This is a genomic window from Neobacillus sp. SAB-20_R2A (assembly GCF_049568635.1).
Taxonomy (GTDB): domain Bacteria; phylum Bacillota; class Bacilli; order Bacillales; family Cytobacillaceae; genus Neobacillus; species Neobacillus citreus.
Genome location: NZ_CP145895.1, coordinates 2,832,254 through 2,846,532, shown reverse-complemented (window position 1 = coordinate 2,846,532; position 14,279 = coordinate 2,832,254). Strand labels below are relative to the sequence as shown.

The following is a 14,279-nucleotide window of genomic DNA, read 5'->3' as shown; positions in this document are numbered from 1 at the left end:
GGTTCCACCAAAAAGATCTAAGGTGGAGCCGCCTTTTTATATCCCGTCATGGGTTACTTCAGATGGAAACATCTATCAATACGATTTCCTCTGAGGCAAGTGCCTCTTTAAAAACTTTTTCAAAATACGACAACGTTTCGATCCGGAAACCTTTAATGCCGAAGCTATCGGCCAAATGGACAAAATCAGGATTCCCGAAGGTAAGGCCGTAGTTTTCTCCAAACATTTTGTTCATAGTTTGGACTTCAAGCTTGAACATTGAGTCGTTTAAGACAATGATGATAAAAGAAAGGCCTAAACGCTTGGCGGTTTCGATTTCGGAAATATTCATTAAAGCTCCGCCGTCTCCGGTAATGCAAATAACCTGATCGGAAGGGGAGGCAAGCTTCGCGCCAATGGAACCCGGGATGGCAATCCCCATTGAAGCCAGCCCATTTGAGATTATCGTTCTATTCGGCTTTTTAGGCTGATAGGTTCGGGCAATTGCAACTTTATGGGCCCCTACATCGGAAATCACAATTGCGTTTTCGTTGGTGCATTTTTCAACTATATGAAGAATGTTTTCGATCGTTAAATTCGAATCGGTTTGCTCTGTTTGATAAGCTGTTTTTATTTTTTCCTGAAGGCCGCCAGATGGGGCCCAAGTTTTGTGCGGAAGCTTTTGCTGCACAAGCATTTCAAGCGTTTTCTTGATATTTCCGACCAATTCAGCTTGAACTGGGTAATACTCATTTACTTCTGCCTGAACTGTATCAATATGGAAAACCGGCAACTTTTTCGGATTCCAGTCCTTTGGTAATCTTTCAACAAAATCAAACCCTATGACAATGAGGAGGTCTGCCTCTTCTAGCCCAGCTAAAACTTCGTCCTGCTCATTAAAACCAAATGTAAAATATTGCTGAGGGTGATCTTTTGGCAGCACCCCTTTGGCCATAAAACTATGTGTGACTGGGGCATCGAGGGCCTCGATAAAGGAGAGCAGTGCGTCCCCAGCATCCTGACGGATGACCCCGTTTCCGACAATGACAAATGGCTTAAGATGATTTTCAATAAGGCGGACGGCATATTTTATCGCCTCCATATCAGGAACCATATCTGGAATCGGCGGCACCGGCAGAGGTTTGTTTGGGATCATCTGCGCTGCCAGATTTTCCGGGAGGGTGACCACTACAGAGCCGGGTTTTTCTAATTTTGCCGTTCTAAAAGCTTTTCGGATTGCAGTTGGAAGGGATTGGGACTCCAGAATTTGCGTGCTCCATTTTGTGACCGGTTCAAACAATTTGACGATGTCGACAAATTGATGGGATTCCGGATGCTGCCTATTCAAGCCCGCCTGGCCGACAATGGCCACGACCGGTGAATGGTCGAGCTGGGCACTGGCAATACCAGTTATTAGATTGGCGGCACCGGGTCCAAGAGTGGACGTACAAACACCAGGTTTTTTAGCTAACCTCCCATAAACATCTGCCATAAAAGCGGCACCTTGTTCGTGCCGGACATTTACAAACTGGATCTGCTCAGATTTTGACAAGGATTCCGCAAAATCCAGCGTTTCCTTTCCGACGATTCCAAAAATATATTCCACACCTTCGTTCTCCAGGCATTGTACAAGCACATCCGTTACTTTCAAATCATTCATCTCCCCAAAATTTTTTCATACTCTAGTTTTTACTAAATAATGTCCAAAAAATCTGCCCGTTTTCATTGTTCCTGAACGGGTGTCCCTGTCCCTGATACGCTTTTTACATATAATTACAAGAAAGCATTTTTTATAAGGTGAGGTGGAACAGTGAATCAGACAGTTCTCGTGGTTGCAGCACATCCCGATGACGAAATCCTCGGAATCGGCGGAACGATAAAAAAATTAATTAATCACGGCTATAAGGTTGTAACCGTTGTTGCTGCAAAAGGGAGGAAGGAAGAGGAGAATCATATCAAGCCCTTTATGCAAAAAGCAAACGAACAACTAGGGGTGGAAGAAACCGTTTTTTTAGAAATGCCGAACCTGTTATTAGAAATGATGCCCTTGCACGAACTTAATAAGGAAGTGGAAAAACTAATCGCCCAATATGACCCATGCATGATTTTTACCCATCATTATGGCGACCTAAACCGAGATCATCAGGTTCTGTTTCAAGCGGTCCTTACGGCAGCCCGGCCGCTGCCCGGCAGGCGACCGATAGAGATTCTCTGCTTCGAAACAGTTTCCTCGAGCGAATGGAGTCAGCACACAAATGACAAGGAATTTAAACCTAATTATTTTGTCGATATTTCCGATACCATTCACGATAAAATCAGTGCCCTAAAGCATTATGATGTAGAAATGCGCCCTTATCCTCATCCACGTTCTTATGAGGGAGTCACTTATTTGGCTCGAGTCCGCGGGATGACGGTCGGTGTCGAATATGCCGAAGCATTTGAAATCATCAGGAGGGTTTGGAAGTGACTAAAGAACAAAAAAATGAACCACCCTCCACACAAATCTTATTCCCGCAGCTCATCACTCAAATGGACAAATATTATGGATTAACAGAACAACTGGAGGATAATGGAAAAAGGTGTCAGACACCTTCTTCCATAAGTTCTCAAAAGGATAAATTGCGTATTTTAATGACAACTTTTTGGGAATATCCGTTTGTGGGGGGCTTGCAAAATTATATTGCGGCTTTGAAGAGCGGGCTTGAGGATTTGGGGCACCAGGTCGATGTTTTGAGCCCGAATCAATTTCCAAGGGATGAAGTGAAAAAGCTTCGGTCTGAGATTACTGAGAATGCAAAACAATTTTTCATTAACCGTTATGGGAGTTATAATCAAAAAATTTTAAGAAATTATTGTGATTTATCTGTTTTTGAAGCTTTGGCAAAAAGTGTGGATTTAAAAGAGTACGATATTATTCATTCGCAAGACCGCTTTACTGCACTCGTGATGGCAAAATTAAATCAGAAATATAACAAACCACTATTATTCACTCCGCATGGTTTTATGACCCAGCGCCGCTTAAAGTTCAATCTAATTGAAAAGGGATCGTTAGAGGAATTCTACTTTTCTGAAATTGATAGACAAGCCGTAATCAACGCCAGTCATATCGTCATCTTGTGCGAAGTATTCAGACCTCTTTTGCAAAATCTAGGAGCAGAAGATGAAAAGATGACGACCGTTTATACCGGTATCCAATTTGAAAGAGTGAAAGCGGCGAAACAGCGGGACAGCGTCGTGATTACCTGCGTTTCCCGTCTTCGCCCGCGCAAGGGCCATAAATATTTATTCGAGGCACTTGCCCTTCTTAAGAAAAAACTAGGAAATGTAGAAGTACGTATTGTCGGTGACGGGGAGATGCGGGAGGAACTCGAGAAGCAGGTTCAGGACCTTCAATTGAAGAATGTTAAATTTTTGGGGAAGCGGACCGATATTCCGGATCTTTTAAGCGAATCTGACATCTTTGTGTTACCAACGACAAGTGATACTTTGCCGATTTCAGTCATTGAAGCGATGTTTGCAAAGCAAGCCATTTTAACAACTAATTGCGGCGGCATTCCTGAGATCATCCGTGATGAATATTCCGGACTGATCGCAGAGCCCGCCAATTCTAAACAGCTCGCCAAAAAACTGCTTAGGCTCGTAAAGAAACAGACCTTAAGGAAAAAATTGGCGAGACAGGCACGGAACTATGCGAAAAAACAATTAACTGTGAATTATATGGCCCTAAAAATAGCTGGAATCTATCAATCTTTATTATGAAAGGAGGGAAACGTGTGCATCACGATATCCCTGCCGTCGTACTTGATATGAGTGCCACCGGAATCGGTATCGTCAGAAGCCTGGCCCAAAAGGGAATTAAGGTTTACGCGTTTGACACTTTAGGAAAATACAAAATTGGCAAAACGCGGCATGCCGTTTGCGGCGCCTGTCCGAATCCGGTGACGGAGGAAGAGGAGCTGCTATATTTTCTCTGCCAAGTTGGACTTAACTTTTCGCAGAAAGCGGTCATGTTAGCAGGCTCAGATGATTATGTTCATTTTATTTCAAAAAATAGATACGTTTTATCGCAATACTATCGTTTTTTATTGCCAGAGCACTCTCTGATCGAAGCAGTCCTCGATAAACGACTGACCTATGAATTAGCCGTTAAATCCGGCGTTCCCTGTCCAAAGACTTTTATCGTAAACGATGAGCAGCAGCTAGAACAAATTATCGGACAGCTGATCTTCCCCTGTATTTTAAAACCCGTCCATTCCTCTCATTTTCGCTCTAATATTGATCACAAGCTGTATAAAAAAGCCATCTTGATTGAAGATGCCGCACAACTACAAGAGGAATATCTTTTTTATCGTCAATATGGCGAGCTAATGATTCAAGAAGCCATACCGGGTGAGGAGAATGCTATTTTCTCCGTTAAAACCTTTTTTGATAAGAAGATGGATTTAAAGGGTCTGTGGATGAATCAAAAGCTTCATCAATTTCCGCCTCACTTTGGCTCTTCGGCATTGGTCGTCAGCAAAAGGGAGGAGGAAGTCATCGAGATTGCTGTTCCCTTTCTGAAGTCAATTGAAATGAAAGGATTGGCCATTGCTGAGTTTAAAAAGGATCCTAGAGACGGAAAGTTTAAATTCATCGAAATTAACCCAAGAATTGGCTTGACTCAAGGCTTATCGATAGCTTGTGGGGTTGATTTAGCCTATTTATATTATTTATCACTTACGAATCAAGATCCGGAGCCGGTCGTAGTGCAGAAGGATGGAATCAAATGGGTTTACTTTGTTCGTGATTTCTTGTCCTTCCGGCAAAAGAAAAAACTTGGCGAGATGACATTTTTCGAGTGGCTTAAGGGTCTTTCCGGGAAAAAAGTCGAGGCGCTGTTCAGGTGGGACGATCCGTTACCGTTTATTCGCAGCTTTGTCTCACATCTTCGCAATTTATGGAGCAGACGTTAAAAAATTTGCACAAAAGGAGGGATTTTTCCTTTGACCAGTAAGGAAGAAATTCTCAGCCAATGGCAGCATTATGGCTGGGAAGAAAAGTTTGCGGGCGTTCTTCAAAAACCCGTCACCTTAAGCGAAATAGAATGTTTGAAAAATTCACGGGATAAAACAAGTGTTTGGAAACTAACTTTAAATTCGGAATCAGGAACCGTTCCTGTCATCCTGAAAATTTTTCAGCAACCACTAAAAGAAAACCACATGGTAGAAATGAATATGTATCGCAAAGCCTATCCTGTCTTTCAGGAAATGATGCCGAAAATGATTTGGCTCGAGTCTGATGTAAAGGACGGTGAATTCTGGCTGTTCACTGAATGTTTGGAGCCCGTTCGGGGTCAGATTAAGCTGAGACCTTATCACCTGGAACGGATGATTCCAACGGTGGCAAAATTCCATGCCCTTACTTTCAAAAGCCCTCTTTCGGATGAGCAGGCGACGTTATTTGATTCTTGGCTTCCCCGTTATGAGTCTAAGGAGTTGACTGCGGAGAGAATCGAGCATATTGAAAAAACAAATGAATACCTGGATTTAGCCATGAAAGATCCAGATTTAAGAAAAGTGGTAGAGCCCGCTTATGATATTATTAAAGTCATTTTGGAAAAGGGGCCATTGTTTTTCCCTGAAGTGATTGAAGCGGGTCAGTGCCTCATCCACGGTGATCTTCATATTCACAATATTTGCTGTCAAGACACGAGTGATGAACATAATTGGCCTGTTCAATTAATTGATTGGGAGTCTGCCAAATACGCACCTTGCTGGTATGATCTTGTTGTACTTGTTGAACTGCTTATTGATTTCCGCGCCGATTGGCATAAGAAGGAGGAGGACATTCGCAGCCGCTGTGTAGACATTTACAACAAGGAAATGGCAAAGTACGGAATTGTCTTTCAAGAAGATCCTGTTAAGCTTTTAAAAATGACTTATTTGCAAAGGGTTTTGGAAAAAAGATTACTTAATCATTTACGAAGGGTGTTAAACGGTGAAAAGAGCCTTCTTTTAAAAAGATACCTTGAGAAAATCGTGGTTTGGGGTAAGGAGCTCGATTTATATTAGGTTTTTTATTGACAGTTAGGGGGATTATTTTTTGATGAGAAAAAAGCAGGGCAGTCTCGCTGAACTGGATGGCAGTGAGTATAAATGAAAGTGCTGGTAACAGGTGGAGCGGGGTTTATCGGCTCTCATGTTGTGCAAAATTTAGTAAAGTCCGGCCATGATCCGGTTGTGGCCGATAATTTATGTACAGGTAGTCTTGAGTTTGTTGAAAAGGATGTCCCCTTTTATAAGGTAGATATAACCACGCCGCAGATCGAGACAGTTTTTGCAAAGGAACGTCCGGATGCGGTTATTCATCTAGCGGCACAGGTGGATGTGGCCTATTCAATACAAGATCCAGCGGGGGATGCCAGGCAAAATATCCTCGGAACGATTCAGCTTTTGGCCAATAGCCAGCGATTCGATGTGAAGAAGTTTATTTTTTCCTCTAGCTGTGCTGTTTACGGGAAACAGGATGATGTAAGTATAGAGGAAACATTCCCTGTTCAGCCATTATCCTATTATGGAATCTCCAAGTATTCCTCGGAAATGTATATCAAAGCCTTTAACAGTCTGCATCAACTTCCCTATACGATTTTAAGATATGCCAATGTGTACGGACCCCGGCAAAGCACAAAAGGGGAAGGCGGGGTCATTTCGATTTTTGCACAAAAGGTTCTTCAGGGAATTCCGCCCTTTATTTATGGCGACGGGGAGCAGACAAGAGATTTCGTCTTCGTGAAGGATGTTGCCGAGGCTAATGTGCTTTCGCTTAACAGCGGTACGAATGAAACCTTTAATATTGGCTGCAATACAAAAATTAGCATCAATGAACTCTATCAATCTATCTCCAAACTTACCTCTAAAAACATCCAACCAATCTTCTCGCAAGCACGCAACGGAGATATCCTCCACAGCTGCCTTAACAACTCCAAAGCGAAGTCACTTTTGGGCTGGGAGCCAAAATATGATCTTCATAGCGGTCTAACCGAAACACTAAATTATTACTTGAACACAAATGAAAAAGGTTCGTTTGGTGCCTGAACATCGCCTCCTAAAATGGGGGCTTTTATTTTTTAAAAATAAGTGCAACACTATAGGCAAACAGACTTAAGCTATTTGAGGGCAGGGATGAAAATGATTTTTACGAGCATCATAATCATTATCTTATTAGTATATTTTTTAATTGTACGACCGCTAACCAGCCGAAACCGTCCACAAATCATGGAACCTCCGCACAGAAATTACTACGGACGGCAGGATTATTACCCTTCTGGGGGCGGAGGTTTTGGTCGGTTTGGAACCTTCGCAGGGGGCATGGCGGCAGGCGCTTTATTGACCTATCTTTTTGAACAAGGCAGAATTGGCTTTGATCAATTTCAAACAATGCAGCACCTGCAAGACCATGAAATCATGCAGCAGTTGATGGAGCAAAATATTATACAAGAGGATGAAATTGAACAGCTCCGGGAAGAGCTAGGGGATGACCCTAACCAGGATTACGATTATGACAATGCAGACAACGATGACCAGCAGGATAATTATGACCAAGGAGATTATGACAGCGGTGACGATAATTGGGTATAAGCTAGATTCATTTTGAATTTTCGCAAAATAAGTTATATTGGAAGCGTATGCTATAATATTTTTGTAAATTGAATACAACAGTAAAAGGGAGCAGTCATGATGTTAAAAGATATATTTATGAGTCTATCGCAAAATCAATTCCTTAATAGTACTGCCAAAAAGTACGGCTTGAAGATGGGAGCACAAAGTGTTGTTGCGGGAACAAATATTGAGGAAGCAATAAAGAGTATTAAGGACCTCAACGCCAACGGAATCTCCTGTACTGTCGATAATTTGGGAGAGTTTGTATTCAAAGAAGAAGAGGCAGCAGCTGCTAGGGAACAGATTCTTAAAGTTATCGAAGCAATACATAGTAATCATGCCGACGCCCATATCTCTTTAAAACCGACTCAACTTGGGTTAGATATTGATTATAGTCTTTGCTTAAACAATGTCAGAGAGATTGTCGACATGGCAAATCAATATAACATGTTTGTCAATATCGACATGGAGGATTTCAAGCATCTTCAGCCAACGTTTGATCTATTAGATGATCTTTCTTTAGAGTATGATAATGTCGGTACCGTTATCCAGGCTTACTTCCATCAGGCGATGGATTATCTTGAAAAATATAAAAACTATCGGATTCGCCTTGTAAAAGGAGCCTATAAAGAGCCTGCAGAGATTGCCTATCAGGACAAAAAGGATATTGATGCCAACTATATCAAGTTGATTGAATGGCACCTATTAAACGGCAAATTTACATCAATTGCCACTCATGACCATCGAATTATCAATCATGTGAAGGAATTTGTTAAACTGAACAATATTCCTAACGATAAATTTGAATTCCAAATGCTGTATGGTTTTAGAAAAGAGCTGCAGTTAAAGCTGGCAAAAGAAGGCTATAATTTCTGTACGTATGTCCCATTTGGCAACGACTGGTACGGCTATTTCATGCGTCGTCTTGCAGAAAGACCGCAGAATTTAAATCTTGTGGCGAAGCAAGTATTCAATAAGAAAACAAACACGATTCTTGGTGTTGCGGCTGGAGCCTTTATTTTAGGACGTGTGACAAGAGGCAATAACAATAAACGTAAATAATGCACTTCAGACTCCCATTTTCACGAATGGGAGTTTTTTTGGCTTATACATGTATTTACATGGTAAATATAAGTAAAATCAAAGAAATTAATCACGAAAAATGATATAGTTATCTAGTTAAATAGTTCTGTTAATTTTTATTAAGGAGAGAGAAGCTTTGGAGAGATTTTTACGAAACCCAGGTTGGGTTATGATCATTTCCCTCATCACCTCATTGCTGTTGGGAGCATGTTCAAACGATACTACTTCAAAGGAAACCAACAATACAAAAGTAAATACGGTTGCAAAGGAAAAAACGGAAAAGAAGGCAGAATCTGAAAAACAGGCACCAGCGGAAACTGTCAAAAACGAGCCCGTTGCTGAGCCCAAGCAAAGTCAAGAAGAGCTTGCCAAAAGTCTTGGTTTGGAGTTAGTCACTGTCGGCAGGGTTGTAGATGGTGATACGATTGTCACTTCAGACGGAAGAAAAGTTCGCTTTGTTGGGGTTAACACTCCGGAATCGACGACTAGACATGAAGTTTACGGTAAAGAAGCCAGCAATTATACGAAATCGAAGCTGGAGGGAAAACAGGTTTGGCTGCAAAAGGATGTATCCTCAACCGACCGCTATGGACGCTATTTACGGATTATCTGGATGGGAGTACCGACAAATGATATGGATGAAGCGGAAATCCGCAGCAAAATGTATAACGCGGATTTGGTCTTAAATGGCTATGCGGAACCCTCCACATATCCTCCGGATGTGAAATACAGTGAGTTTTTTGTAAAATTTGCGCGGGAAGCACGGGAAGCGAATAAGGGTCTTTGGTCATATGGCGCAGATGGAACGACGAAGGGGGATCTGGACGGAAGTTCTACTTCAAAAAGCAGCGGTTCCTATTCAACAGGGAGCAGCACGTCTACAGGTTCTACTTCGAGCGGAACGGATGCAAGCACATCAGCAGGGACTAATTCTGAGATTTTCCAAAATTGCACTGAATTGAGGAAGGTGTATCCAAACGGTGTTCCTGCCGGCCATCCAGCTTATCAAGCGAAAATGGATCGAGATAAAGATAATTATGCGTGTGAGCAATAAGGCGGCAGGGCGGTTATTTTTCCCGGTCAGTTCTAAAAAGTCATCTTTTGATGGCTTTTTTTGTTTTTAAGTCAGACAAACGGACAAAATTCGACATTGGCTTTGTTTTATAATAATAAAGGACTGGATAATAATCCCTGTTTTCTCATTACATATTTTGTCGGTTAATAAGGTCATTTGAAGCAGATTGGGAAATACCTAGTCATGTTGACATGTATTCCAGAATAGGATAGTTCAGTGGGTCTCAAATATGGCGTTGATAAGACAACTAGATAAAGGATAAGAGGAGAAGTTGCGTAATGGGAAAGTGGAAGTGGGTCGTGCCAATTTGTTTAATTGGTAGTTTACTAGGATTGGCCGGCTGTGCTGAAAAAACGGTCAAAGAGAACACTGGCCCAAAGGTGACAGAACCGGCCAAACCGCCTGCTAAAACAGGAGAAGAAAAACCTCAGAAGGAAGAACCAAAACCAATTATAGTCAATGTTATTGATCCAAATACTAAGGAAACTATTAGAACGTTTTCGCCAAAGGAAATGGGATTTGAAAAAAATAAAGAAGCCTATCAAAAAGAACTTGAAAAATGGGCGAAGGATTTGGCAAGAGGAACTGAAGCGAAACCGGGATATGATCAGAAGATGGTTCTCGATAAAATCGATGCCAATGGTCAATTAATTAAAGGAAAACCGCGGATTATCCTTGAAGAGTCTGAATTGGTGGAAAAAATAATGGCGGCATCTGTTGCAGGCGGGGATGTGGATCTGCCAATTTATGTGACAGAAAGCGGCTATAAGCCTGAAGATATTGCTGGTTTGGGAGAAGTAGTATTGGCATCCTATTCGACTTACTTTGACAGTAGGGTGGCGGGGCGCTCCAAGAATATCGAGCTATCAGGCCAAGCCATTGATAATGTGATTGTTGGTACTGGAGATGTTTTTTCCTTTAATACAACTGTCGGCCCAAGTGATGCTGTTCATGGCTATCAGCCCGCAAAGGAAATCGTCAATAAGAAACTGGTAGATGGGATTGGCGGCGGTATCTGCCAAACGTCTTCAACATTGTTTAATGCCATTGACAAAGTAGGTGTGCAATATATTGAATGGAATCACCATTCACTTTCGGTTGGCTATGTCCCTCCTGGCCGTGATGCCACTGTCTCCTACGGAGGCAAGGACTTTCAATTTCAAAATACCACAGGAGTGCCGTTATTAATCAAAACCATTTACGGAAAAGGAAAATTAACCATTGAAATAAGAACTTCCGCAGCCTATCAAACCCTTTATGCACAGGGACATTAGATGTTTTTGTGGTGTCAGACACTATATCCTTATTGGATATACTGTCTGACACCTTTTTTATTTGGTTAATTTTTAAATGCATATTCCTTCTATACAAAGCGAAAAATAGCTTTGGTTTGTTAGAAAAATATAGGAGGTAATCGAATGAAATGGATAAATAAGATGTTCCTTTTTGTTATTGTTCTTTCCTTGATGGGCTGGTCGGGAAACTTACAGGTCTCCGCTCAAGGGACGGAGGGTCAGCAGCATCATGAACTAATTTCTGAAACACATAGTGTTGAAACAGTGAGACAGAATCAAGGAGGAAACGGCGACCAAGGTTTGTCTGAAAAGTATCATGGACATATTTCAGACCGTCCGGAAACAAAGCAGAAAAAAACGAAGCCGCCTGCTCCGAGTCAGCGCTATATTCCCATTCAGCTTTTGGGAATCAATGATTTGCATGGCCAGTTAAACGTAACCCGTAAGGTAAACGGGAAACCTGTCGGACGGGCTGATTATTTAGCGGCATATTTAAAGCAGCGTGCAGCAGAAAACAAAAACACCCTGCTTGTCCAGGCCGGTGATATGGTCGGAGCAAGCCCGCCCGTTTCCGCGCTTTTGCAGGATGAACCGACAATCGAGTTTTTAAACCGAATGGGATTTGATATTGGAACGGTTGGAAACCACGAATTTGATGAAGGGGTAAATGAACTGCTTCGGCTTATCCATGGCGGCTCCCATCCAAAAACAGGAAATTTCGCAGGATCCCAATTCCCTTGGGTGGTCGCCAATGTCATTAATAAAGAAACAGGCAAAACGATCTTGCCGCCTTACCAAGTCATGAAAGTAAACGGAATGCCAATCGGCTTTATCGGCGTTGTCACAACGGAAACTCCAACCATTGTGGTACCAAGCGGTGTAGCTGGTTTGCAATTTACGGATGAGGTTGAAGCTATTAATAAAAACGTTGCAGAATTGAAAAAGCAAGGTGTCAAAGCGATCGTTGTTTTAGCCCATAATCCGGGCACTTCCGGTCCAAATGGAGAAAACCCAACGGGCCAGCTGGTCGATATCGCCAATCGTGTTGATGACGAAGTGGATGTGATTTTTGGCGGACATAACCATGCCTATATGAATGCCACAATCGATAATAAGTTAATAGTTCAAGCCTACTCTTATGGAACCGCTTTTTCTGATGTCGATATCGAGATTGATCCTAAGACAAAGGATATTGTCACAAAAAGAGCTGAAATTGTGACAACATTCCAGGAGGGAATTGACCCAGATCCTGAAATAAAGCAAATGATTGAAGGATATGAATCAAAAATTGAACCGATTGTAAACCGTGTTGTTGGTTCCACATCCGAACCATTAACAGCCAAGCAAAACGAAAATGGTGAATCGGTTCTCGGCGACTTCATTGCCGATGCCCAAAGACAGGCCCTAGGAACGCAAATGGCATTTATGAATCCAGGCGGGATTCGTGCAGATTTTGATCCGGGGGATATCACATGGGGCGAAGTGTATACGGTTCAGCCATTTAATAATGATATGGTGAAAATGGTAATGACAGGTCAGCAAATTCGCAATTTGCTTAACCAGCAGTGGACCGACTCGAAAATGACCATGCTGCAGATTTCTGGGATAACCTATACTTGGGATTCCACGAAACCTGTTGGCCAACGGGTAGGAATTATCAAGCTTGCCGATGGAACGGAACTAGACCCTAATGCTTCCTATACGGTAGCGGCCAACGTTTTCCTTTCTGGCGGGGGAGACGGTTTCACAGAATTCACTAAGGCCACAAATAAAGAGATTGGTCCGGTCGATTTAGATGTTCTGGTGAATTACATTCAGGCGCAGCCAAAACCATTCACCTACAGCAACCAAAATAGGATTCAGAAGGTTAAATAATCGAAGCTTTGCAATAAAAAAGGGCGCTGATTAAGAAAATCAAAGCCCTTTTTTCTTTTGAATCTAAAAACCATTCTTAAACTCCAAGAACCATTTTACTCAAATTTGATCTCATCACGTCATTATTGCCAAAATGGATCGTCAATGCGCGGGCATCCCGGTAATATTGTTCGAACGGATATTCTTTGGAATAGCCATACATCCCGTGTAATTGAATAGCGCTATCAATGATTTTTAATGCCTTTTCCGTGGTATTGATTTTGGCCTGAAAGACGGTTGGAATCGGTCCTGGTTTACTTGTATCCCTGTCACGGGCAGCTTGGTATAAAAGGCTTCGGGCTGCTTGAAGCTCAATCAGCATATCAGCAAAGCGCATCTGAACTGCACCCATTTCTCCTAGTTTTTGCCCGAGGATTTGACGATCCTTGAGATAAGTCTTTGTTTCATCAACGGCAGCCTGGGCTAATCCTAAAGCGATGGCCCCCGCGCCTAAAGCAGCCAATCCGCCTGCCACACCCATTACCTGAAGACCGGATCCAATTGATCCTAGCAGGGCATCACCTGAGAGGCGGCAATTTTCGAAAATTAATTCTCCTGTTGGGAGAGCGAGCATCCCAAGTTTATCCTCCAATTTTCCGAAGGTAAATCCAGGTGTGCCTTTTTCGACTAAAAACATACTTAATCCAGGTTGGCCTGATTCGTTTACTGTTTTCGCCATCACCAAATAAACATCTGTTGAGCCTGCACCACTGATAAAGGTTTTTGTTCCATTTAAAATATAAGAATCCCCGCTTTTGACAGCGGTTGTTCGGATTGTAAATGGGTTCGAACCTCCGCCTGATTCGGTTCCTGCAAGAGCACAAATCCATTCTCCCCGTGCCAACGGCTTTAAGTATTTTTCCTTTTGTGCGGCTGATCCAAGCGCAAGAATGGCTAATGAAGCACCCAAATGTGTGTTGAATAGGAAGGCAGTGGAAGGGCAAGCTCTGCCGATGGATTCCATTGTAATAAGGAAACTGTATGTATCTGCCCCCGCTCCTTCAAAAACCGGCGGAAGCATTAATCCCATCAACCCTTGTTTTGAAAGAAGGGAGAAAATTTCAGCTGGAAAAGCTCCATTTTGATAAAATTGTTTAGATAAAGGTGCTATTTTTTCAACTGCCAAATCCCTCACCATTTTTTGGAGTTGAGTTTGTTCATCAGAAAGCAATAAATTCATATCTCTAAAACCCCTTTCGGTATCCTGAATTTTCAATCTATTGTCAGTATATAGAAGGGACCGCTATTGTTCTATGAGCTGTATCACAGAGGGCAAAAAAATGTTATTGTTAAAGT

Annotated in this window: 12 protein-coding genes; 10 read left to right on the top strand and 2 right to left on the bottom strand. The window is 42.2% G+C overall.

The features are described from left to right. Nucleotides 1–58: 58 nt before the first annotated feature. Nucleotides 59–1,639: an acetolactate synthase large subunit gene (locus V5M37_RS13870; RefSeq protein ID WP_423802449.1), complete on the bottom strand. Its 1,581-nt coding sequence runs from the start codon at nt 1,637–1,639 to the stop codon at nt 59–61. Between the two features lie 150 nt (nt 1,640–1,789). On the opposite strand from V5M37_RS13870, the gene V5M37_RS13865 reads away from it, so the two are divergent. The 10 genes from V5M37_RS13865 to V5M37_RS13820 all read left to right on the top strand — a co-directional run bounded on the left by V5M37_RS13865 (nt 1,790) and on the right by V5M37_RS13820 (nt 12,944). After that, nucleotides 1,790–2,446: a PIG-L deacetylase family protein gene (locus V5M37_RS13865; protein WP_213139977.1), complete on the top strand. Its 657-nt coding sequence runs from the start codon at nt 1,790–1,792 to the stop codon at nt 2,444–2,446. Then, on the top strand, nt 2,443–3,738 hold the full coding sequence (locus tag V5M37_RS13860) for a glycosyltransferase family 4 protein (protein WP_423802448.1): 1,296 nt from the start codon (nt 2,443–2,445) through the stop codon (nt 3,736–3,738). Before V5M37_RS13865 ends, V5M37_RS13860 begins: the two co-directional genes overlap by 4 nt. 14 nt (nt 3,739–3,752) lie before the next feature. Beyond that, complete coding sequence (locus V5M37_RS13855; RefSeq protein ID WP_423802447.1) at nt 3,753–4,931, top strand: carbamoyl-phosphate synthase; 1,179 nt, start codon at nt 3,753–3,755, stop codon at nt 4,929–4,931. 30 nt (nt 4,932–4,961) lie between these two features. Next, entirely contained in the window at nt 4,962–6,029 is a 1,068-nt protein-coding gene (locus tag V5M37_RS13850; protein ID WP_423802446.1) for a phosphotransferase, read from the top strand. Nucleotides 6,030–6,113: 84 nt separating this feature from the next. Beyond that, on the top strand, nt 6,114–7,052 hold the full coding sequence (locus tag V5M37_RS13845; protein ID WP_423802445.1) for an NAD-dependent epimerase/dehydratase family protein: 939 nt from the start codon (nt 6,114–6,116) through the stop codon (nt 7,050–7,052). Nucleotides 7,053–7,139: 87 nt separating this feature from the next. After that, a complete protein-coding gene (locus tag V5M37_RS13840; protein ID WP_423802444.1) occupies nt 7,140–7,595 on the top strand; it encodes a hypothetical protein in 456 nt (151 codons plus the stop codon). Between the two features lie 96 nt (nt 7,596–7,691). Continuing rightward, nucleotides 7,692–8,678: a proline dehydrogenase family protein gene (locus V5M37_RS13835; RefSeq protein WP_423802443.1), complete on the top strand. Its 987-nt coding sequence runs from the start codon at nt 7,692–7,694 to the stop codon at nt 8,676–8,678. 190 nt (nt 8,679–8,868) lie between these two features. Then, the gene (locus tag V5M37_RS13830) at nt 8,869–9,753 is read left to right on the top strand and encodes a thermonuclease family protein (RefSeq protein WP_423802623.1); all 885 of its coding nucleotides are present in this window, start codon (nt 8,869–8,871) and stop codon (nt 9,751–9,753) included. A gap of 299 nt (nt 9,754–10,052) precedes the next feature. Next, nucleotides 10,053–11,048 (top strand): VanW family protein, encoded by a 996-nt coding sequence (locus tag V5M37_RS13825; RefSeq protein WP_423802442.1) that lies wholly within the window; start codon nt 10,053–10,055, stop codon nt 11,046–11,048. A gap of 144 nt (nt 11,049–11,192) precedes the next feature. After that, the gene (locus V5M37_RS13820) at nt 11,193–12,944 is read left to right on the top strand and encodes a bifunctional metallophosphatase/5'-nucleotidase (protein WP_423802441.1); all 1,752 of its coding nucleotides are present in this window, start codon (nt 11,193–11,195) and stop codon (nt 12,942–12,944) included. A 76-nt stretch (nt 12,945–13,020) separates the two neighbouring features. Here V5M37_RS13820 and V5M37_RS13815 read toward each other — a convergent pair whose 3' ends face one another. After that, nucleotides 13,021–14,163: an acyl-CoA dehydrogenase family protein gene (locus V5M37_RS13815; protein WP_423802440.1), complete on the bottom strand. Its 1,143-nt coding sequence runs from the start codon at nt 14,161–14,163 to the stop codon at nt 13,021–13,023. Nucleotides 14,164–14,279: the final 116 nt, after the last annotated feature.

What these genes read in the sequence shown, in the direction of transcription:
- V5M37_RS13815 (WP_423802440.1), bottom strand. Translation starts at nt 14,163, where the DNA reads ATGAATTTATTGCTTTCTGATGAACAAACTCAACTCCAAAAAATGGTG.
- V5M37_RS13835 (WP_423802443.1), top strand. Translation starts at nt 7,692, where the DNA reads ATGATGTTAAAAGATATATTTATGAGTCTATCGCAAAATCAATTCCTT.
- V5M37_RS13820 (WP_423802441.1), top strand. Translation starts at nt 11,193, where the DNA reads ATGAAATGGATAAATAAGATGTTCCTTTTTGTTATTGTTCTTTCCTTG.
- V5M37_RS13830 (WP_423802623.1), top strand. Translation starts at nt 8,869, where the DNA reads ATGATCATTTCCCTCATCACCTCATTGCTGTTGGGAGCATGTTCAAAC.
- V5M37_RS13845 (WP_423802445.1), top strand. Translation starts at nt 6,114, where the DNA reads ATGAAAGTGCTGGTAACAGGTGGAGCGGGGTTTATCGGCTCTCATGTT.
- V5M37_RS13825 (WP_423802442.1), top strand. Translation starts at nt 10,053, where the DNA reads ATGGGAAAGTGGAAGTGGGTCGTGCCAATTTGTTTAATTGGTAGTTTA.
- V5M37_RS13840 (WP_423802444.1), top strand. Translation starts at nt 7,140, where the DNA reads ATGAAAATGATTTTTACGAGCATCATAATCATTATCTTATTAGTATAT.
- V5M37_RS13870 (WP_423802449.1), bottom strand. Translation starts at nt 1,639, where the DNA reads ATGAATGATTTGAAAGTAACGGATGTGCTTGTACAATGCCTGGAGAAC.